Genomic DNA, 22238 nt, shown 5'->3' on the forward strand with positions numbered 1-22238 from the left:
TCTACTCGCGCCCTGCCGTGCCGAGCAGCCCGTGCGGGCGAAGCACCAGCACCAGAGTCATCGCCACGAACAGCATGACATAGGAATAACCGGGATTGAACATCGAGGTGATGCTGATGATTTCGCCGGCGATGAGGCCGCCGAGGATCGCGCCCGGAAAGGAACCGACGCCGCCGATCACCACGACCACGAAGGTCTGGACCAGTATGGCTTCCCCGACATCGGGCGCGATCGACACCACGGGTGCGTTGACGATGCCGGCGAAGCCGGCCGCCATGGCTCCGATGCCGAAGACGAGCATGAAGATCTTGTAGACGTCGATTCCAAGCGAATCGACCATTACCGAATCCTCGATGCCTGCTCGCACGATCATCCCGATGCGGGTGCGATAGAGCACGACATAGAGCATCAGCAACGCCAGGGCGACGATGCCGAGGAGCGCCAATCGGTAGGTGGGATAGACCATGAAGCCCAGATGGGTGATGCCGACCAGCGAGGCGGGCGGCGGCACCGTGCGCGAGAGGCTGCCGAAGAAGAAGCGGATCGTCTCGACGAAAACGATGCCGAGCCCGAACGTAACGAGAAGCTGGTCCTCGAGCGGCCGCATGTAGAAATGGCGAATGATCAGCCGCTCGATCAACACGCCGACGATCATCACGAACAGCGATCCGGCCGCCACTGCGGCCAGGAATGAACCTGTGTAGGTGTAGGCGAGCCAGCCGGCATAGCCTCCGAGCATGAACATCGCGCCGTGGGCAAGGTTCAGGACGCCGAGCGTCCCGTAGATGATGGTCAGCCCGGAGGAGATCAGCGCCAGAAGCGCGCCGAGCACGAGCCCATTGAAGCACTGCGAGATGAAATTTGCCCAGTTGATCACTCTGTGCCCACCTTAATCATGAAAAATATGCCCTGCCCTCGCGCCAGCAAGGGTTTGGTTGACAAGTCGCGAACAATCGACATTCCACCGACCGCCGGGAGACGAACCGTCTGAGTCCAGCCAGAGCCAGTCCCGGTGCGAGCGCCTTCTCCACCCGTGGCGGGCGGAGAAGGCGCTGCGGGATATCAGGTGTAGCTGCCCAGGTTGCAGCCGAACTCGTCAGGCTTCTGCATCAGCGGCGCGCCATCGACCACCTCGACCACGTTCCAGTAGTCGTCGTCGCTCTTCATGTCCTTGGGGTCCTTACCCTGGACGAGTACGACCGGTCGCACGCACTGATGGTCTTCCGGCCGATAGTGAACGTCGCCGACGAGTGAAGGGATGGTCTCACCCTTCTCGTATTGCTTGATGACGTCCGGCGGATAGAAGCTACCGGCCTGCGACACCATGCGCGCCCAATGAGCGAAGCTGACATAGGCATTTTCGGCGCCCCATTCCGGCCGATAACCGAACTTTTTCTGGAACGCGTCCACGAACTGCTTGGCGAGCGGATACTTGTCCTGCAGGGTCCACCAGAAATCGGTAGCGGCAAAAACCCCGGCTGTCAGTTCGGGGCCCACTTCCTTGGCAAGGAAGGGTATCTGGTAGGGGATGACCATCTTCATGCTCGGAGTCAGGCCGAACTGCTTGGCCTGCTGGATCGACAGCACTGCGTCGCGGCCCCAGTTGACGTTGACAATGAATTCGGCGCCTGAATTGGCGATGTTGGTGAGATACTGGCTGAAATCCTGGGTGCCCAACGGCGAGACCTGGTCCGTCACCATCTCCCATCCGCCCTGAGAGGTCAGGTAGTCGTTCACCGACTTGGTGACGGTGTGACCGTAAGTGTAGTCCGGCGTCATGAATGCCGCCTTCTTCCCCTTTCCGTAGGTCTTCAGAAGGATCGGGCCGATCGCGTTGGCTGCGGTCTGGCCGTAGAAGTTCTGGCGGAAGCCGTAGCGGACACAGTCCTTGCCTGTTGTGTCGTTTGAGCCGGAGATGCCCGCGACGTAGAGGATCTTCTCGCGCTGCGCGAATTTGTTGAGCGCAACCGCGACCGCTGATGAAGTCGAGCCGGTCATCAGGATGATGTTGTTTTGGTGGATGAAATTCTGCTCGAGCTCGACGGCCTGGTTCGGCTTGGCCGCGCTGTCGGCGGACAACAGCTCGACCTTCTTGCCGAGCAACCCCTTGTCGACTTTCGGCGCCAACGCCTTCATCAACTCATGGCCGTTGTTGATGTGGTCGACCGCCAGCTGCCAGCCCTTAAGTTCATCAGCACCCTGCACGGCATAGGCACCGGTAAGGGGCACCGCGGCTCCGATGTAGACGGTGTCGCCCGCCGACCCGGCCGGCCAGGTGCCTATCGCGGGCTTGTCGTCGGCTGCAAAAGCCGCAAAGCTGGATAAGGGCAGAACGGCACTACTGAGAAGACCTGCGCCCGCGTGCAGCATGGTGCGGCGGGATATATTGGAAGTATTTTGATCGTCGAGCGGCATCAGCTGTTCCTCCTTAGCGTGGAGCCGTCGGACGGCTCTCATTTGTTGTTGCCGCAAACCGGTTTTTTCCAGCGAAACGCTGAAAATGGCCTATTTGCATGGGCATTCGCAGTGGCGTAGGCCTGCCAGTCAATACAACTTTCGTTTGATAATTCTGTTCATTGATCTGGATTAATAAGCATAGGAAAGTTTCGTTGAAGGTCATGAACATTTGGAGCATGGCATGCCGCTGACCGGCCACCCGATCGTGACCCGACTGACACGTGCAATGAAGCTGGATTCGCTAGACATCAAACGTCTTGAGGCAATCTTCGAGCGCGATCTTACCATTCGGAAACGGGAGGAACTCGTCGTTCACGGCTCCGAGTTCCGAAACCTGTGCTTTGTTAAAGACGGCTACGCGATCCGCTACAGGTTGCTGCGCAGCGGCAGGCGGCAAATCCTGAAGCTCATCCTGCCCGGTGATGTCATTGGATTCCCGGTCAGCTTTTTCGATCGATCCACTTGTTCGGTCGTTGCCGTGAGCGAACTGACCTACGCCGTCTGCTCGTTCGACGCGTACATTCGTCTCTGCTACGAGCAGCCCCAATTCGGTCTGGTGTTAAGTTGGCTCGCCGCCCAAGAGGCAGCGACTTATGCGGAACACATCGTCAATCTAGGTCGGCGCACTCCGATTGAAAGGTTGGCGCACCTTTTGCTGGAGATTCACGCGCGTCTCCTGGAAGTCGAACGCGCCGACGAAGCAAGTTTCGATCTGCCGTTTTCACAGGAAATCATGGCGGACGCGCTCGGGTTGAGCGTGCCCCATCTCAATCGCATCATTCAGCAATTGCGCGCCGAACAGCTTATCACCAGCAACGCGCGCTTCATCGACTTGACTGATCTTGCGGGCCTTCGAAGACTGGCTCAGTACCAGCCGATGTCCCTCGTTCCGATCCCGGTGCTGAAGCAGCGGGAATGAAAAGCGTCCCGTCGATCATATTAGCACCCTGCGTGAATTCCTTCACATACAAATCTCACCCGCGGCGTACAAGAGATGACAGAGCAGGCAATTTAGTCTCTCTTTCGGACAGATCATAAAGAAAATAGCAAAGATCAACCCCGAAGAGGAAGTTGGTTTTTAAACTAAGCCAATTTCGTTCTCATCACGAATTTTGTGATGCCATCAACCAAAGGGAGAGAAACATGTATAAGATCATTACAGCTGCGTCTGCATTCTTCATCCTCACGGTGCCTTCGTTCGCGATCGACTCGACCTTCGTCCACAGTCTGCGAGCCGACAATGGTGACTTCGAAGCCCCGGGTGACTTGAAGGGTCAACATTCATTGGCTTCAGAAGAAGCGGTGTATGGCTTCCCGACCGGGTCGATCGGATTGCCTGGTGGCGCTTCGAACTCCAAGTGCATGGGGGTCAGCCCACACCAGTACGATCCTGTCAGCCCGGACTGCCGGAATTGATCCAGATAAGAGCGGTGGCTAGCGCCACCGCTCTGCCTCCTTGAGCGGGTACCGACTGACCGACGGACTATTGAGAAAAGGCCCGACCATAGATCGCGCGACAGCCCGTGTTAGGTCCAATCGCCTGGGACGGCGTCAGGATGCTGAACGGAGGTTCCCAGTTCGTCGCCACGACAGGTGGAGGACTATCCCTTCATGCCGATCCGGTCTTCGTTGCGCAATCTAATTTCGCGGCTCTGATGCGCGCCGATTGCGAACGGCGACATCAGTCATCGTCCTGTGACTCGGCGATGTGACGAAGCGCACCGGCGTTCTTTATGCGCAGGCCACCACGCTTGATTGCGATAATCGAACGGTTGCGCCAATCGTTAAGCGTCTTGTTGACGGACTCGCGCGTGGCGCCCAGGAACTCCCCCAGTTCGGACTGGGAGATCGGTATCCAACCTGAGCCATCCGCCATAACGCCGGCCAAAAAGGCCAGTCGCTTTGCCAGCCTGGCCTCAATGCCGAAGAAAGCCTGATCGCCAAGTTCGCCGCTGACCCAACGCAGCCGTGCGCACAAAAGCTCAATCATGGCGCGTGCCAGAGGTGGGTTTTTTTCGATGCGATCGAAGAGCTGCTTCCGACCGAGCGAGGCCAGATCGCAAACGGTCAGGCAAGTGGCGGTTGCGGTGCGCGGGCGCCCGTCGAGCGCGCCGATCTCTCCGACCAAGCTGTGCGAAAGCTCGATATTGGCCACCAGCTTCCGGCCTCCCGGCGAATACATCGAGATCTCCACCGTCCCGCTCGTCACCCCGTAAATACGATCGGATGGATCTTCCTGGACGAAGAGGATCTGGCCCGCCGCGTGGCGTTCAACCTTGCAGCCGCTGAAAAGAAGATCGAACAGGCGCGGATCGATCCGTGCAAGGCGCGGGAGATCATTTCTTTCGTTCGCGCCGCCAAAAGCCATGTCGCCCCCAAGTTGCCGATCGGATACTCCAACGCAGGAGAGTATCTTAGATCTTGTCTTGCCGGCGCCTCAGCTCGGCCGCAATGATCGACTGATCCCTGCGTAACGAGAGGCGCCGTGCAGCCGCGAGTGCTTGCCGCCAAGTAGAGACGGCGCGGTCACCGCGCCCGTCCAGCCAATGGGCCACGCCGACCCACAGCCCATACTGAGCAGTGCCGACAGGAAACGCGCGGCGGTAACGCTTGAGCTCATGCAGCGCTTGGCGCTCCCAGTGGCGCCACTGGTCGTACTCGCGCGAGAGGCCTACCTCCCTGCCGCGCAGAAGCACTTCGCACACGCCGGCAATGCCGGGCAGTGTGCTGTGCACAGTCGGGCGACGCATCTCGCGCAGCAGGCGTAGCGTCTCGACCACAGCCCGAAGGCTCTCAGCATGGAGCCCGACCCGTGCAAGCGCGAGCGCAAGCGACCCTTTGGCGGAGACCAAGTCGGCGAGATCGGCGGATCCGACCATAGCGGACGTGGTCAGCCGAAGGATGTCGACCGCTTCACGGGGGCTATCCGTGTGGAGCACACACAACGACTTGCATCGGAGCGCCCAAATCTCTTGCTGGAGGTTTCCGCTGTTCTGCGCGCGGGAGAGCAGCGCCTGGGCGGTGTACTCCAGCGCACCCGATTCACCGCGGTAGTACATTGACCAGAAGCGCATGGCCTGGGCGTTGCACCAACTTAGTTGATCGCCCGCCTTTAGACACAGCTCTTGAGACTGATCCAGACGACGATCTACCATCAGCCAGTCGCAGCGGCCGATGCGCCAGAGCGCATCGAGATTACACAGGTGGGCATGGACCGCTGGATCGGCGAGCGCAGTCACCACCCGTTCTGCCCTTGCCATGAAGTAGTTGCAAGCGCGCCGGCGCCCCAGAATTCCCAGCCCGCATGCCAGTTGGGCGGACGCGATCACCATCTCCATGGTGAGCCCCGTGCGCTCCGCATGGGCGACAGCCGCGACGGTGTGGGAAAACGCTCGCGAAAAGCGAAGCTCGAAATAGTCCACGACCGCCGCCTGGTTAAGGCAGCGAGCTAGTTCTCGCTCCCAGGAGTCCAGCACACCACCCTGAGTTGACCATAGCGAAGGAGGGAACACTTGTTGGAACGCGAGCCGCATTCCACCCCCAAGCAGCCGCATCAAAAGGGCTGCCGAGGAACGTGGAACCGGCGTGCCCGCCAAGGTGAGGGCGCGCCTCACCGAAATGCCCTGAGCATGGAGGTCGCCACGACTGTAATGGGCCTCGCCGAGCTGCCTGCGCCAACGCACCGACTGAAGTCTTTGCTCAGCACTCCAAGGCTGCTTCGACTCGTATCTCAAGCAGATTTCCAGAAACGCCTCGACCTCTCGAAACGCACCGACCTGCAGCGCCTTGATTGCTGCCAAATTGGCATATCCAACTGCCTTGAAATTGTTTCCGGCGGCCTCAAAATGCTGAACGAGGGCCGCGACATCCGCGCCCATGGCGGCCGACTGGCTCGACTCGATCCAAGCGGCCAGAGCTGCATGAAGTCGCTGTCGCACTTCACTGGGAATTGAGCCATAAACGACGTCTCGGATTTGATCATGACGGAACTCGTAGTTCCCTGATCCAGTGCCCTGACGCACGAGATGCGCCGCCACGAGCGACTCGACAGCTGCACCCACACCGTCGTGATCCAACTCGCCCTCGAGCAACGTCGCCAGGGCCTCGCCGGTAAATGAACGCCCGATCACGGCCGCAGCCCTGAGAACGTGCTGGACTGGGGTCTCCAATCGATCAACGCGCTCCCGAATGACCCGATCGACACCTTCGAAATATCGAAGGCTCTCGAGCGGGCGGATCGGACACCACAAACCATCGCGTATGGCGATGAGCCCCTGGCTCTTTAATGTCAGCGCTATCTCCTCGGCGAAAAACGGATTGCCACCGGCTAAGGCCGAGACCCGGCGCGCCAGTTCGCCATGTGGGGGCACATCCCCGAGCGTGCGGGCGACCAGTTCGCAAATCGACGCCTCGCTGAGTTCCTCAAGATCCAGGATACGACACAGGCGCGCGGGATCGTCAGGTTCCGTTCCGGATGTATTCCTTCTTGTGGCCTCGGCTCGCCTTCGTAGGTTTTTTAACTCCTCCGGAACTTCGTCCGAGCGTACGCACAGGACCAGAAGCAACGAGGACAGAGATGAGAGAACCCACTCGACGAGGCGCCACGATGCCGAATCCAGCCACTGACTGTCCTCCAGGACCAATGCCAACGGGCGCGGTGCCAAGTTATCCATGAGATCACCCAAAAGACGCATGGTGGCATCAGCGCGATGAGGTCCCTCCAGATGTCGCGTCCCGTCGTTTTGGGGAATTTCGATGCTCAGAACATCACCTAGCAAGGGCAGTCGCCCAACGAGCGACGAGTTGCCTTGAACCCGTTGTGTGACGACATCAAGCACCGCAAATCCATCGCTGTCGGACGGTAGGCCGAGAAGGGACACAAGCACCCGCCGCCATGGCAGGAGCGATGTCCGGCGATCGTCACGTTCGGCGCGCGCGGTCAAAACCTCGATTGCGGTTGAGCGCAGTTCGTCCGTGAAAGCTCTGATCAAAGCGGTTTTTCCAATGCCCGACTCACCCAAGACAACGAGCAAACGCCTGCCTCCACGGCGGGTCTCCTCGAACGTACGTTTCAGGAACTCCAGCTCGCTCTGCCGACCAATCAGCGGACTAAGAGGTTGGACCGGGGCGCGCGGATCCATGGGACAAAATACCGTTGCCATGTCCCCAAGTCCGTCCAGTTGCAACGTGCCGTGTTCTTCGAACCAAAACGCCGTCCGGCTGGCTCGCTCTGTTGGTGCATCGCAGAGAACGTTTGCCGATGCCGCCGTCATAAGCCGCGCCGCCCGATTCACGGGCGCGCCGATCACCATCAGCTGGCGCCGACGTGCGCTTCCGACAACACTAAAAAGCGCATCGCCGGTAGCCACGCCCATCGACGCGGAGAGGCCCAAGCGTTGGGCCGTCAGACGGATCGCGCGAGCAGCATCGACGGCACGGCAAGGATCGTCGCGGTGGAAACTGCCTCGCGCTCCGAACGTCGCAAAGAAAATCAGACCTTTGTCGTCAAAGAGCAACTCGCCGGCCGGCCCACCGCGCGAACGCAGATCCTCCTGGAGGGTCGCGCATAGCAATTGATAGCGCGCAAGCGCCTGAGGTTGACGATGGTCAAGTCCGGCAATTCGCGCGAAAAGGGCGGTGATCGGCCTAATCTCCGCCAGGGCGTCTAAGCGGGCGGTCGTTGGATGATCTTCTTCGGAACGGATGGCAACGGCGCTGTCCGCGGCAACTGAGCGCAAGTCGGCTTCGGACAGCAGGTCCCTGAGCTGCAAAGGCAAAAACCTTGCCAGCCAGCCCGGAGGCGGAGAAGCCAGCGTAGGCCGACTGCGCCGCGATTGAGACGGCTGCGCAAGGGCCAAGTTGGCTTTGTCGGAAAGTACATATTCCCATCGGCGCGCAGCCGCTTGGGACTGAGCGGCCTGCATGATGGCATCTCCGCCTGCAAAGAGAGTCCAGACCGGCTGACCGCCTAAAGCCGCCGCCCAGAGGGCCCCCGCCCCTACTCCAACATGCAGCGCGGGTGCGATTTCAGCTGTTCCGTCCTCCAAACGCTCGTTCTGGCCGCCGCAGATTGCCTTGGCACAGGCTGTCGCCGCTCGCACCGCGCTTTCAAGTCCGCGGACATCCGCCGACCAGTAGGCTAGCAGTTCGTCGCCGGCGAGGTACAAAATCTCGCCTCCACGATTGTATACTTGCTCTACGCATCGCGCGTAGGAGTGACTAAGCAGGCTCGGGATTCTTTCAAGTCCTTCTTGCCCCCGTCGTGCTAGTTGCTCGACCAAGGCCGTGTATCTGGACACATCGACAAACACCACTGCAGCCTGGAATTCGACGGCTACTGGGCCATCCGCTCGAAGTGCGTGAATTCTACCGAGTAATTCCAGCGGCAGAAAACTCTCAAGTAGCTCGCAAGTACCCTCCATGGGTTCCTTCCCGCAGCCGTGCCCATGGTTTCAGGGCAGAGAAAGGCACCGCCGACCGCGCACTTCCTAAAGGGAATGAATATCGCCCCGATAGATTGCGTGACTTCCTGACGTTACACCAAATTTCGTATATGATTGATATCTAAATTAGGGAGGACGCATTGCCTGTACACATCAAGGCAGCGCCGGAGCCGCCACGTGCGACGGCTTGGCTCTCGCACCGACTCGAGACATTGGTCCACGATTTTCCGCAGATCGCCGATAGGGAAAGGACAACCGTCAAGGGCGGATATGACTTTGATGTTGCCATCGTTGGCAGCGGCTATGGCGGCTCGGTGGCTGCCGCCGAATTGAGCGCCTGCAAGGATGTGCAAGGCCAATCTTTAAAAATCTGCGTACTGGAACGCGGCAAGGAGTACCTGGCCGGAATGTTCCCTTCGCGATTGGCCGATCTGGGCGGCCACGTCCGCTTTGCCACCCCCTTTGCGAAACGCCAACGCGGCGTGTTCGATGGTCTTTACGACTTGCGCTGCAGCGACGACGCGGTAGCTCTCGTCGCGTGTGGCTTGGGTGGAGGCTCATTAATCAACGCCGGCGTGATGGAGATGCCGCTGCTGGAGATTTTCCGGGAAGCACGCTGGCCCACCAAAATCCGCAGAGATACGACGCTCGCAGAGACAGCTGAACGGCTGCGTGATTGGTTGGGAGCCAAGCCGATACGTGTCACCAAGCCTTTCCTGGCCAAGTCCGAAGCAATTAGAAATTTGGCTGGTGGCAAAGCACGACCCGCTCACATAACCGTCGCTTCCGATTGCCACACCAACCACGCCGGGGTCGCGATGAGCGAATGTCGCCGTTGCGGCGACTGCGCCACTGGTTGCAACTACAATGCCAAAGAATCCCTCGACCTGAACTTGTTGCGGCTAGCTCGACAAAGCCTGGTACAGATCGTCACTGGCGCCACCGTCTTGCGCGTTTTGCGCGCGGGCGAAGGATGGCAGTTGGACGTCAATCACACCGACGGCCATCTACGCGATAACCAGCGGAAGCCGTTCGCGCTGCTGGCGAGACGCGTGATCCTTGCAGCAGGCACATTCGGCTCGACGGAAATTTTGATGCGCTCGCAAATCCGCGGGATAAAGTTCTCCGATCAGCTGGGAAGCAAGTTCTCCGCCAATGGTGACATGCTCGTCGTTGCCCATGATTTGGCGGCACGGGTGAATGGCGTCGCTGACGAAACCGAGAATCCGGCCCCAAACATCAAGAGCGAGGATTGCGGTCGCGCGGTCGGCCCGACGATAACCGCAATGATCGATCTGCGCGACGGCAACGCGGCTACTGACCTGGTGATCCAAGATCTTGCCGTACCGGGACCGCTGCGCCGCCTGTTTGAGGAAAGCGCCACCACATTCGATGTGCTCAATCGCGTCGCCGATGGCGACTGGGCGAAGCATGAGCCGAATCCTTCACGGGCAGACGATGCAGCCGTCAATCCAGCCGCCATCACCAACTCCCTGGTGTTGGCTATGATCGGCCGCGACGACGCGGAGGGAGCACTGGCGCTAGGGCCCTCGATGCAAAACAGCGCCGATGAGAAGCAAGACGATCCTGAAAAAATGCTCGCCGACGGGATGCTCACAGTGCGCTGGCCGGAGTTGCGACTGGACCCCCGACTCGAGAACCATCATGCGCGCCTTGGCGCCTTGCTTCGAGAGTCTGGATTGGGCGGACGGCTGGTGAACAACCTGTTGTGGCGACCTTTGTCCGACAGGCTCGAAGCCGTGTTCGGTCGCCAGCGCGGCCCGCTGCTGACGGTGCATCCTCTCGGGGGCTGCGCCATGGGTGACGACGTTCGCCAAGGCGTGACCGATCATTGCGGCCGCGTGTTCGATGCCGCCGCGGTCGGCCTCAGACGCACTCACGAAGGGTTGATCGTGCTCGATGGCTCGGTCGTGCCCACGTCTCTGGGTATCAATCCCGCCTTGACCATAGCCGTTCTGGCATTGCGAGCGATCACCGAGCTCAAGGAGGAATGGCAACTCAGTGGCGGCCGTTTGACCAATGCACCCTTGCCTGGGAACTCTCGTGGCGAAACGCGGCCGATATATTCCACGCCGCGGACGAACCCTGCGCCTACGCCTACCAGCATCGAACTGACCGAACAGGTGCGCGGCAAGGTCCCTCTGGCTATGCGCGGCAACGGTGTGAAACCACACATGGTCGAACTGACGCTAACCACCAAGCCGGTGGTGCTCACCGATCTCTACGCGCTGCAAACGCCCCGTGGACGGTGTTTGCCGATTGCCCATGGTCGGCTGCGCATTCTGCGTGCAGGAAAGGAGTTCGACCCCATTGCAGATCAGGCCTATGAAAGCCATGTTGCGCTCGAGGCGGAGATCTCGGGATCGCTCCACCTGTTCGATCTGGAAAAATCGCGCCCCGTGCCCCGAATGCTGCGCGCTATCCTTGCGTGGGCGCTCAACCGCGGGATGCGCGACTTTGCTTACCGCTTGGTCCGCCAGGGCCAGGAATGGTTGCGTTTCACGCCGCCTAGCGGAGGGGCATCCCATCTCAGACTGCTCGACATTCTGCACCTGTGCTCGCGTGCGGGCGGGGTCCGCCTGATCGAATACGATTTGCACATCGACAAGGTTGTCGAGCCGGAAGATCTCGGCACGGGCGCGAGGTTCGACAGCTCTCTGTTCACGCAGAAGAAAATCAGAGCGGTGAAGCGGCTCACCTATGCGCGCGGCGCCAGCCCTTGGCAGCAATTGATGGAGATGTCGGTCGAAGTTTTCCCGCAGATGAGCAAGACCGTCATTGGCAAGAAGCTACCGTCGCTCGAGCTAAACAAACGATACCTGGCGCGGCAATCGGTGCCTCTGCTGCGAATAGTGGGGCAGCAAGACCGTGTCGCGGCACTGGCAGATCTGGCCTCTTTCATACTCTACGGTTTTCGCGTCGTGCTTCAGATACATGCACTGAGTTTTCGCCGCCCTGACCCGCCATCTGCGCGTGAACCACAACGGCTGCCCGGGGCGGTGCCGGGCTTACCAGCGCCTCAAATCGACTGGTTGACCTTGAAAGGTCAGCTCAGCCCGCCGATCCGCATTCGCCTGGCCCGCTATGACGGCAGTATCGAGAAGGGCGTCCCGAAACGCCCCGTCTTGCTCATCCATGGTTACAGTGCGAGCGGCACCACATTTGCTCATGCTGCCGTACCCGGCAACCTCGCTCAATCGCTGTGTGATGCTGGGCGCGATGTCTGGGTGCTCGATATGCGATCGAGTTCAGGCCTGACTACCGCCACAGGCGGTTGGGCTTTTGAGGAGATGGCGGAGAATGACATTCCGATCGCCGTCCAACACGTGCTGGCTGCGACAGGGCAGGAAAGGCTCGATGTCGTCTGCCATTGCATGGGCGCGGCAATGTTCAGCATGGCAGTGCTTGGCGAGCATGATCGAAGGAATTTGCACAATAAGATCGGGCGCGTGGTGTTTTCGCAAGTCGGCCCGGCGATGCTGTTGAGTTCGGCAAATGTGCTCGCCGCATATGTGATGCGATATGTACGTTATTTTCTTCAACTTGAAGACTATGTGTTTAGTCCGCATGGCGATATCTCGCTCGCCGGTCAATTGCTCGACAGAGCGCTCTCGGCAATGTGGCTGCCGTCCGACGAGTATCGGCGCGAGAATCCCCTCTGGCCCCCAGGCAAAGCGACGCCTTGGGTCGGCACAAGACATCGGATGGACGCGCTCTATGCACGCACCTTCTCGCTCAACAATCTCTCTGACCTCGTACTCGACCACATCGACGATTTCTTCGGCCCGCTCAGCGTCGAGACAGTCTCGCAGGTCATACATTTTGCTGGCTTCAACACCGTGACCGATCGCGCCGGCATAAATCGCTATGTGCTGCCGGACCGGGTGAGGGATCGACTGAGATTCCCGATGATGTCGATCCATGGAGCGGAAAACGGTTTGGTCGCCCCCTCAACGCTAAGACTGATGCGAAATATGCTCAAAGGGGCCGGCGTGCCGCATTTGAACTCATCTCTGCATGCGGTCGAGGCGGTGCAATCGGAGGAAGAAATCAGGGATCTTATTGACAAAAGCGGCCAGTTCCTGGCGCTCGGCCAACCGTCCTACCTGACCTGGTGCATTGCCGGCCACGGTCATCAGGATTGCCTGATCGGCAAAGACGCCTCGTCGATCTGCGGCGTTATAGCGAAATACCTCGGAATGCCGGATATCTCCGATATGCCGGGCCCCTTGGAGGAAAAGCCATGACGCTCCCCTTTGAAGCCAGGGCGCCCGTCTTCGGGGTGCGCGTAGAGGTCGAGGCGGGCAAGATCCTGGTGCAAGCGGCCGATAGCGGAGGGCGGGGCTTGCCTCATGCAGCTTTCATTGTTCCCGTCTACGCAAAGGGCGACCGCCTGCACATGATCGGTCCGCCGGTTACGAGCCGCGGCGACGAGAAAGGACAGAGGGACGATAGCCTCTATAATAGTCTTCCGCATTACTATATTAAGCAACCCGCATCTCCTTACGTATTTGAAGTTCCGCTCCATGAATGGCCTGAAGCGCAGCAGGTACTGGTCTTGCTGCTGTACGTTCAGGCGCAGGGTATTGGCGGCTTGGCTCGGTTACCGAAACTGCCCGACGGGGCGGGATCACCACCTGAAATCCTCGACACAGGTTCGCATGCCAAGAACGCGGTGAAGAGGGCCGCCGAGGCTATTCGGTATGCGCTCGAGACTGACACATTGGATGATTTGCGAGGTGGCCTGATCGTCGGCGGGCCTGGAAGGTCGCACAGAAGCCATCGGCACAAGAGCGATGCCCGCGCGGTATCGAACCTTTCATTCGCTCTCGCAAGTTGCCAATACCCCAGTGATTTCCTCGACCACATGCCCGACGGTCAGCATGCGACACGAGGGCCCGCGGATGCGTCTCTGCTCGCGCTCGGCGATCTACTGGGCAAACCCGGCGCCCCAACGTTGCTGCTGCTGGCCGGCGATCAGGTATATATCGACGCTACGGCAGGGCTTTTCGACCCTAAGGTAGTCAACGACCGATTCCGAATACCCTACGAACGCCGGGGCCAGAGCCGCGGTGTGAAGGCGGTGATGCAGCGCTTGGACATGGCGGTTGAAATGATGCTGGACGATCATGAGATTCGCGACAATTGGGCAAAAGACCCCGACCCGGCGATGCGCAAGAATGATATCGTCATAAAGCCTGGGAAGCTGGCTTACTTCAGGTACGAACGTGGCAAGACCGAGGTGCTGGAAAAGCGCCTGCCGGCACACATCTGGCGAGACGATTTAACCCACAACGGTATGCCATTCTTCCTTTGCGACACGCGCACCGAACGTCAAGGACGGACGGTTTCGAACTGGTGCGAAGCGCGGATCATGGGTTCAACGCAATTCGCCAAACTTTGTGAATGGCTTACCAAGCCTGAACACACCGAAATGCCCAAATTTGTTCTCACATCCTCGGCAGTGCTGCCGCGGCGGCGGGAGGTGGCCGAGGCCCCCACTTGTGCCTTGCGTTCGGACGCGTGGGATGGATACCCGTTTTCCTTACATAAACTGCTCAGGTTCGTGTGCAACAAGGAAATAAAGGGACTGGTATTCCTGTCGGGTGACGAGCACGTGAGCAGCCTGGTCACCGCTCGTGTAACAAACAGCAAAACCGGCAAGCAGAGCATCCTGCATTGTATCCACAGTTCGGCGCTGTACGCGCCATATCCGTTTGCGAACGGAACTGCCGACAATTTCCAGGCCAATGAGACTTTTTGCTTTCCCGATCCCGATCCTGAGCAGGGGCCGTATTGTTGCGAGGTGCAGACAAGTTTCGCCCCTGGCGACGGTTTCGCGCTTGTAACGACATGCCGCCGCCGTTCGCATTGGCGTCTGGATGTCAAGTTCCACGACAGCGGGGGGCTCAAGGAGAACGGAACCTTCACGCGCGACCTAGAGTAATAGCTGCGCGTGAAATAAGGCTTCACTCAGTTTTTCTCACTATACCAAGCGGCCCGCGCTCGATCAGGCGCGGCGGCAGCTATTTATCCCGAGATAATCGTCTCTGAGGCCGCATGTCCAAACGATCGCCTGCCCTTTGCATGAGCCTGTGTAGCCGCTCCCCATAAGGAAACGTCGCCATGAAGCGAAAACGCTTGGCCGGCAATCGGTCTCCTCAATCGACAATGGTGGCGGACAGGGTCCGCCACCATTGTGATAACAGGCCACGATAGAGGCCTGCCCGGATTATTTCCCGGCGGCAGCCGCATTCTTTACCCAGCCATCGAACTCCGACTGATTTGCGGCAATCCAGTCGTTGGCGATCTTCTTGATCTCGGCGTCGGTCTTGTTGCCGGCCCCCAGATCGCCTTCCCACTGGCTCCAGATGTCCAGCGACCATTTCGCTTGTTCGATGAATTTCTTGGCCGCCGGATTGTCAGCCAGGAACTTCTTGTTGGCGAGCGTGCGCCAGTTCCATGGGCCAACCGCCATGCGGCATGGGTTCTGCCCCCCCGCACAGCCAACCACGTCCTTGACCTCGTGCGTCTTCGGTTTCGATACGCCCTCGGGAAGAGCGTCATACGGGATCGGCAGCCACACCACGTCCTTGCCGGGCTTCAGCCGATAGACGATCCAGGATGGGCTCCAGGTGTAAAGAAGGATCGGCTCTCCTCGGTCGGCCCGTGCAAAGACCTCGCCGATCAGCGGCTCGTATTTGGCGCGGATGGAGCGCACCGTATCGCTCAAGCCGAACTCCTTGACCTGGAAATCGACGACGTCACCGCACTTCCAAGCGGGATCGCAATTCACCAGATTGGCTTTTCCGTCACCGTCGGTGTCGAACAAGGCGGCGATCTTCGGGTCCTTCAGTTGCGAGACATTGGTGATGTTGTTGGCTTCGGCTGTCTTCTTGTCGATCATGTAGCCGTTGATGCCGCCGCCCGCGATCGTGCCTTCATTGATCAGTTCGACCGTATCCGAGATCTGTGCGATGGCGGGCTCGGCCTGCGGCCAGTTGATGTCGCCGGTCATGTCGAGGTCGTCCTGCGAAATGGCCTGCAGGATCGCCGACATGTTCATGGTCGACAACTTTACGTCGTAACCGAGTTTCTCGAGGCCCGCTATCAGGACCTGGTCCTGAATATAGTTGGCGCCCAGGCTGTCGGAGGACGTGAAACGAATGGTCTTGCCTTCGCCAGGCTTATCCTGCGCAAAACTCTGCCCACCCATCATGGTTGCTGCAACAGCCATGGCGCAGGCCAGTCTCAGCCCTTTGCGGTATCGATAATTCGCCGACATGTATTCTCCCCTTGTTGTGATATTTGTTGCGTCGTTCCGCCTGATCGAGACGGTGTTCAAACCTGCTGGTGGTTCGTTTCGAAACTCCCCGCTTCCTCATTTCTGGGACGCAGCAACTGAGCCAGGGCGGCCCGGATGCCCCGGGTTGGTCCGGCCTTGTCCTGGTTGGCCAGGCCCTGCGTGATGCGATCGAGGATCATGGCTAGCAGGACGATGGCGATGCCGCCGACGGCAGCCATGCCGACATCGAGACGTCCCAGCCCCTGCAGGACCACAAGTCCGAGCCCTTCGGCCCCGATCATGGATACGATCACCGACATGACCATGGCCATCAGTACTGTCTGGTTGAGGCCGCCCAGAATGGTTGGCAAGGCCAATGGAAGTTGGACTTCCCAGAGAAGTTGGCGATCGGTGGCACCGAAGGCCCGCCCCGCCTCGACCATCTCCTTGTCGACAAGACGAATCCCGAGATTGGTGAAGCGGATCAGCGGTGATATCGCCGCCACGATGACCGCGACTGCCCCAGGCACCGTTCCGACGCCGAACAGCATGACCACCGGGACCAGGTAGACGAAGCTGGGCGTCGTCTGCATGACATCGAGCACCGGCCGCACGATGGTCCAGGCGCGATCGTGGCGCGCGCACAGGATTCCGATTGGAATGCCAAGGATGACGCACACCACGATTGCCGTGGCGATGAGCGACAGGGTGGTGATCGCTTCCGCCCACAGGCCCATGAAGGCAATCAGGGTCAGCGAAAGCAGCGTGAATATAGCCACGCCACGCGATGCGGAGCGCCATGCGATGAGGGCAAAGATCCCGATCAGGATCGGAAACGGAATGGCATGGAGTCCATGGTCGATCGCGGTCAGAAGGGTCTCGACGGGCCACTTGATGGTCTGGAAAAGTGGCCGGAAATGCATTGCCAGCCAGCGGACGCCGACCTGGATCCATTGGTCCAGCGGGATGACATAGAGATTATCGACATCCAGCATGGTCAGGCCTCCGCTCCCCGGGATTGCGAGGAAGCCGCCGCCGGAGCGCCAATGCGGGACAGGATCTGGAGTGGATCGACACGCCCCAAATATCGGCCGCCCTCGTCAACAACGGCTATCGGCCGGTCTCGATGGCACAGGCTGGCCACCACCGACAGCTTTTCCGTGCCGCATACCGTCTCATAGTCCTTGCTCATCAATGATTGGATCGCCGAACCATCGGCGAGGCGTGGCAACTGGCGTGGTCCGACGACACCCACGACCTGCATCGAATCGTCGACGATGAACACCGGTTCGCCCTCGGCATCGCGGCCGCCAAACGCACGTCCGTCTAGCCGGAGCGGACTGCTTTCCACCATCACGGAACTCGCATCGAACAGATGGGCCCGGTTGACGTCGCGGGTGAAGGCGGCGACGTAGTCATTCCCGGGCTTGGTCACGATGTCCTGCGGAACGCCTTCGCGCATCACCATTCCATCCGCCATGATGGCGACCCGGCTTCCGAGCTTCAGCGCCTCCTGGAAATCATGCGTGATGAACAGGATGGTCTTGTGGAAAGTCCTGTGCAGGCGCAGCAGTTCGTCCTGCATTTCGCTGCGGATGAGTGGGTCCAGCGCGCTGAAAGCCTCGTCCATGATCAGGACATCGGCATCCGTGGCGAGTGCGCGGGCCAATCCGACGCGCTGACGCATGCCGCCACTCAGCGTACCGGGAAGATGATTTGCCCACGAAGCCAGCCCGACGACCTCCAGCACCTCCATCACCTTCTTCCTGCGCGCGGCGGCTGGCACACCTCGCAGTTTCAGGCCGAACTCGGCATTCTCCAACACCGTTCTGTTCGGCAACAGGCCGAAGTGCTGGAACACCATGGAGATACGCGTCCGGCGGATTTCGCGCAGCCGCGCTTCGCTGGCGCCGGTGATCTCCTCGCCATCGATAAGGATGCGCCCTGCATTCGGCTCGATGAGGCGATTGATGCATCGCGCAAGCGTCGACTTACCGGAGCCGGACAAGCCCATGATCATGTAAATCGAACCGACGGGAACGGACAGCGACACGTCGCTCAAGCCGACGACCTGCCCGGTCTTCTGGAGCACAGCTTCCTTTGTCTCGCCAGACTTCAGCATGGCCAAAGCCGATTCCGGCGATCTGCCGAAAATCTTGTACACGCCCTCGACCGTTATGCGATCCGTCACACCTGTCCTCCACTCCTGGCCTGGCGGACGATAGTCAGCACATTCCAGAGCCACGATCCCGATTAATGAAGATAGAAGTGCACCCGCCGTCTTCCCCCGTTCGGCAGGATACCCGCGTAGCCCAGTGCTACGAAGGAAAGCATACGGCTCGCGGGTTCGATGATATAGGCTCTCCGCTACCCGGATAGGTATAATCCGGGACGCCTGTATGGAGAAACGGCGTGCTGGCTTCGCTTAAAAACCCTGCCCTCATGGTCGTGGACATGCAGAACGATTTCGTGCGCAGGCATGCGCCGATGGAGGTTGCATCCGCGCGCGAAACCATACCTTCGATCGGCAGACTCATTGCGGCGTTTCGCGGCAACGGCAAGCCGGTGGTATTCACGCGATACGTTGCCGACTCCCTGTATCAGGCCCTCGCCGGCAAGCTGACCTGGATCAAGCTGACCGATGCGCCGACCCATGCGTGCGTACCAGGCTTCATGCGCTCCTACGGCGATGTCGAGGGCATGCGGGATGCCGCGGAGGTGATTGACGAGCTTGCGCCACAGGATGGCGATATCGTGCTGGACAAGGTCTATTTCAGCGCCTTTCATGCCACGGATCTTGCCAAGACGCTCAAGCTGCTTGCGGTGGACGGTCTGGTATTCGTCGGCACGGTAGCGGAGATGTGCGTCGAAGATAGCTGCCGTCACGCCGTGCATTTCGGTTATCCCACGATTGTGGTAGAGGATGCTGTTTCTTCCAACCATCCGCCCAGCCGGCAGGCCATGCTCGATGCTTTCGCACGCAACTACGGCTGGGTCATGACCACGGACCGGCTCCTGGATTCTTTCGCGGTCGGGCAAGCGGGAAGCCAGGTCTTGAACCTACCGCAGCGGTGAAAAATCGGTCGGGATCAGGATTCGGTTTTCCATCGTTTCGATATTCTCGGTGAGCTTGACGGTAAACGCCCGCCACGCGGGATCTTCGGCCAGCCGCTGACGCCGCTCGGCGCGGTCGTTCAGGTCGCTATAGCCCCATAGATGCACGACATGGTTGAGAGGTCCGATCTCGGTGCGGAAATAGCCGATCAGGTTGCCCAGGATCGGCTGCTGGATGGCAAGGCCTTCCTCGCTGATAAGCTGCATGTACCTGGCGAGACGGCCGGCCCTTATCTTGTAGATGCGTTCCTCGACAATCATGGCGTGACAGCTCCCATCAGGCGATCACCCGCGACTTTTCCCTGCCCGCTTCCTTCTCGCGCATCGCAAATACGGGCATCACTTCCTTGATGAACAGCGCCAGCGATTTCTTCTGCACCTCAAACGGCAGGTCGAAGGCGAGGCCGAGGCAGAACTGGTCTACGCCCGCCGCTTCATAGACCATCAGCTTTTCGACCACCTCGTCCGGGGTGCCGAAAAGGAGATTGTCGCGGATCGACCGCGGATCGTAGTCGCCGCTGTTGCCAACGGTGTCGTAAGAAACCGCTTCAGGAAAGCCGTTCTTCACCGTGCCGATGTTCTGGAACAGGTTCTCGAAGCTGCGCCCATATTGATAGCTGTAGCGAACCGGCAGTTCCCAGTCCTCGGGACGTTCATACACGCAAGTGCGGCGCAGCATCATGAACCGCGGTCTCGGCACTTCGGGATGATCCTGGACCGCCTTCTTGAACTTGTCGCCGAGAATGCCGATTTCCGCGACCGGCCGCGACAACGGCGTGGAGAGGATGTTGTGGCCATTGCGCACCGCCCAATCGAATGTGCCGGGGTCACGCGCCGCCACCCAGATGGGCGGGTTGGGTTGCTGCAAGGGCTTCGGCACCGAGGTTGCCAGCGGGAAGTGGTAATACTTACCCTCGTGGGCGTAGTCGCCTGCCCATAATTTCTGGACTGCCGGCAGCAGTTCCTGCATGTAGGCGCCGCCTTCCTGTTGCGGGATGCCTCCCGCCATACGGTCAAATTCATACTGATAGGCGCCGCGGGCGATGCCGAATTCCAGCCGCCCTCCCGTCAGGTGATCGCAAAGCGCGGCCTCTCCCGCGAGACGGATCGGGGTCCAGTACGGCGCGACGATGGTGGCGGTGCCAAGCCGGATCTGTTCGGTATGAGCTCCCCACCAGACCAGCAACTGGAACGGGCCGGGCGCGATCGTGAATTCAATCGTGTGATGCTCGGGCGACCAGGCGGTCTCGAAGCCGCCGGCATCGGCCATACGCACCAGTTCCAGCGTCTCAGCCGCCACCTGGCGCATATCCTTGTCGGGACTGAACCTCTCCATGTTCAGGGAAACGGAAAATTTCATGACAATGACCTTTTCGAATATTAGGGAATCGTCGGATGAGCGTCAGCGCAAACGGATTACGAACGGGTCCTGCGTGGCGCCGGAGTAGTCGATGACGACATTCTTCACACGGGAGAACTCGCGCATGACTTCGAAACCCCCGCGCTTGCCGTAACCGCTCTCCTTGAACCCGCCGGAGGGCGACATGTAAGCAGCAGAGCGATACGTATTGACCCAGACCGTGCCGGCATCGACGTTGCGCGCAAAGCGCAGCGCGCGATCGATGTCGCGGGTCCAGACACCCGCCGCCAGCCCATAATGGGTGTCGTTGGCAAGCCCAATCAGTTCGCTTTCATTGTCGAACGGCACGACGCCCACGACCGGGCCGAAAATTTCGTCGCGCATGAAGCGCATGTCGTTGCGCGCATCCGCCAGAACCGTGGGCTCGTAATACCAGCCGCCGGAGAGGTCGTCCCGCCGCGGCCGGTGGCCTCCGGCAACCAGCCGCGCGCCATCGGCGACGCCGTAGTCCACATACTGCTCGACCTTGTCGAGTTGGGCAGCCAGCGCCAGCGGACCGATTTCCGTGTCCTCATCGGTCGGATGGCCGATACGCACGCGCCTGGTACGATCCGCCAGCTTTTCGACGAATGCGGCATAGATGGATTTTTCGACGAAACAGCGCGAGCCTGCGATACAGGTCTGCCCGGCAGCGGCGAACACGCCGGCAACCACGCCGTTCACCGCACGCTCGATGTCGGTATCGGCGAATACGACATGAGGCGACTTGCCGCCCAGTTCCATCTGACACGAAACAAGTCGGCTGGCAGCGTTGGCGGCGATGCGGCGGCCGGTTGCCGTACTGCCCGTGAAGGCGATCTTGGCGACATCGGGATGCAAGGTCAGCGCTTCGCCCGCCGTAGCGCCCTTGCCGGTAACGACATTGAAAACGCCAGCCGGGAAGCCCGCTTTTGCAATCAGTTCGGCGAGGGCAAGGGTGGACGCGGAAGTATGCTCTGATGGCTTGACCACGACCGTATTGCCAATTGCCAGGCAGGGTGCGAGCGTGCCGGTCAGCAGCATCAGCGGTGAATTCCACGGCGAGATCATGCCCACCACGCCGATCGGCTCGCGCAGCGTGAAGTTCAGCATATCGAGCTTATTGACCGGTATGGTCTCGCCATGCAGCTTGTCGGCCATTCCGGCGAAATAGAGATAGCTGTCCGGCGCCGCGCGCAGTTGCACACGCATCTCTTTCAGAAGCTTGCCGTTGTCACGCGTCTCGATGGCCGCGAGTTCATCGGCGTGTTCCGCGATGAGATCGGCCAACCGGCGCAGCAGCTTGCCGCGATCCGTCTGCGTCAGCCTGCGCCAGGCCGGATCGTGAAACGCTCTTTTGGCTGCCTGCACAGCGGCGTCGACATCATCCGCCCCGGCGTCGGCAACCTCATACCAAGGCGCCGCGTTCGTCGGATCGTAGCTCGGCATGTAGCGGCCGGACCGCGGCGCGACGCGCTCCCCGGCAATGAAAAGATCCTGGCGCGATCCTTCGATCACCTTCAGCGTCAGGTCCATCATC

15 protein-coding genes are annotated in these 22238 nt (G+C 60.0%); 5 read left to right on the plus strand and 10 right to left on the minus strand.

Annotated features, from left to right (window positions below; all coding sequences use genetic code 11):
* Position 1 precedes the first annotated feature (1 nt).
* Both FJ426_RS24305 and FJ426_RS24310 read right to left on the minus strand, forming a co-directional pair.
* Positions 2-877, minus strand: coding sequence for a branched-chain amino acid ABC transporter permease (locus tag FJ426_RS24305; RefSeq protein ID WP_140561321.1), 876 nt, complete (start codon positions 875-877; stop codon positions 2-4).
* Positions 878-1062: 185 nt separating this feature from the next.
* Positions 1063-2415, minus strand: coding sequence for a substrate-binding protein (locus tag FJ426_RS24310; RefSeq protein ID WP_140513453.1), 1353 nt, complete (start codon positions 2413-2415; stop codon positions 1063-1065).
* 223 nt (positions 2416-2638) lie between these two features.
* Between FJ426_RS24310 and FJ426_RS24315 the strand changes: the two genes are divergently transcribed.
* Together FJ426_RS24315 and FJ426_RS24320 are read left to right on the plus strand one after the other, a co-directional pair.
* Complete coding sequence (locus tag FJ426_RS24315) at positions 2639-3376, plus strand: Crp/Fnr family transcriptional regulator (RefSeq protein ID WP_140498481.1); 738 nt, start codon at positions 2639-2641, stop codon at positions 3374-3376.
* A gap of 224 nt (positions 3377-3600) precedes the next feature.
* Positions 3601-3873, plus strand: coding sequence for a hypothetical protein (locus FJ426_RS24320; protein WP_140498482.1), 273 nt, complete (start codon positions 3601-3603; stop codon positions 3871-3873).
* Between the two features lie 265 nt (positions 3874-4138).
* Here FJ426_RS24320 and FJ426_RS24325 read toward each other — a convergent pair whose 3' ends face one another.
* Together FJ426_RS24325 and FJ426_RS24330 are read right to left on the minus strand one after the other, a co-directional pair.
* Positions 4139-4825: a Crp/Fnr family transcriptional regulator gene (locus FJ426_RS24325; protein ID WP_140513449.1), complete on the minus strand. Its 687-nt coding sequence runs from the start codon at positions 4823-4825 to the stop codon at positions 4139-4141.
* A gap of 46 nt (positions 4826-4871) precedes the next feature.
* Entirely contained in the window at positions 4872-8624 is a 3753-nt protein-coding gene (locus FJ426_RS24330; RefSeq protein ID WP_181172792.1) for an adenylate/guanylate cyclase domain-containing protein, read from the minus strand.
* Positions 8625-9040: 416 nt separating this feature from the next.
* Between FJ426_RS24330 and FJ426_RS24335 the strand changes: the two genes are divergently transcribed.
* Both FJ426_RS24335 and FJ426_RS24340 read left to right on the plus strand, forming a co-directional pair.
* Positions 9041-13168 carry a GMC oxidoreductase gene (locus FJ426_RS24335; protein ID WP_140825547.1) on the plus strand — a complete coding sequence of 1376 codons (4128 nt, stop codon included), beginning with the start codon at positions 9041-9043 and terminating at the stop codon, positions 13166-13168.
* Positions 13165-14868 (plus strand): alkaline phosphatase D family protein, encoded by a 1704-nt coding sequence (locus FJ426_RS24340; protein WP_140561326.1) that lies wholly within the window; start codon positions 13165-13167, stop codon positions 14866-14868. The genes FJ426_RS24335 and FJ426_RS24340 overlap by 4 nt, the downstream gene beginning before the upstream one ends.
* A 285-nt stretch (positions 14869-15153) precedes the next feature.
* On the opposite strand, the gene proX is transcribed toward FJ426_RS24340, so the two are convergent.
* Genes proX through FJ426_RS24355 form a run of 3 tightly spaced genes read right to left on the minus strand, consistent with a single transcriptional unit; the run spans position 15154 to position 18397 of the window.
* Positions 15154-16206 (minus strand): glycine betaine/L-proline ABC transporter substrate-binding protein ProX, encoded by a 1053-nt coding sequence (proX, locus tag FJ426_RS24345; RefSeq protein WP_224519139.1) that lies wholly within the window; start codon positions 16204-16206, stop codon positions 15154-15156.
* 56 nt (positions 16207-16262) lie between these two features.
* Positions 16263-17201, minus strand: coding sequence for a proline/glycine betaine ABC transporter permease (locus FJ426_RS24350; protein WP_140498487.1), 939 nt, complete (start codon positions 17199-17201; stop codon positions 16263-16265).
* Positions 17202-17203: 2 nt separating this feature from the next.
* The gene (locus FJ426_RS24355; RefSeq protein ID WP_140561328.1) at positions 17204-18397 is read right to left on the minus strand and encodes a glycine betaine/L-proline ABC transporter ATP-binding protein; all 1194 of its coding nucleotides are present in this window, start codon (positions 18395-18397) and stop codon (positions 17204-17206) included.
* A gap of 221 nt (positions 18398-18618) precedes the next feature.
* Between FJ426_RS24355 and FJ426_RS24360 the strand changes: the two genes are divergently transcribed.
* Entirely contained in the window at positions 18619-19281 is a 663-nt protein-coding gene (locus FJ426_RS24360) for a cysteine hydrolase (protein WP_140561330.1), read from the plus strand.
* Here FJ426_RS24360 and FJ426_RS24365 read toward each other — a convergent pair.
* Genes FJ426_RS24365 through FJ426_RS24375 form a run of 3 tightly spaced genes read right to left on the minus strand, consistent with a single transcriptional unit; the run spans position 19267 to position 22234 of the window.
* Positions 19267-19581, minus strand: coding sequence for an NIPSNAP family protein (locus FJ426_RS24365; RefSeq protein WP_140498490.1), 315 nt, complete (start codon positions 19579-19581; stop codon positions 19267-19269). The genes FJ426_RS24360 and FJ426_RS24365 overlap by 15 nt on opposite strands.
* 16 nt (positions 19582-19597) lie before the next feature.
* Positions 19598-20680 (minus strand): LLM class flavin-dependent oxidoreductase, encoded by a 1083-nt coding sequence (locus FJ426_RS24370; RefSeq protein ID WP_140498491.1) that lies wholly within the window; start codon positions 20678-20680, stop codon positions 19598-19600.
* 42 nt (positions 20681-20722) lie between these two features.
* Positions 20723-22234 (minus strand): aldehyde dehydrogenase, encoded by a 1512-nt coding sequence (locus FJ426_RS24375; RefSeq protein ID WP_140561386.1) that lies wholly within the window; start codon positions 22232-22234, stop codon positions 20723-20725.
* Between the last annotated feature and the right edge of the window lie 4 nt (positions 22235-22238).

Source organism: Mesorhizobium sp. B2-6-4, assembly GCF_006441495.1.
In the GTDB taxonomy this organism is placed as follows: Bacteria; Pseudomonadota; Alphaproteobacteria; order Rhizobiales; family Rhizobiaceae; genus Mesorhizobium.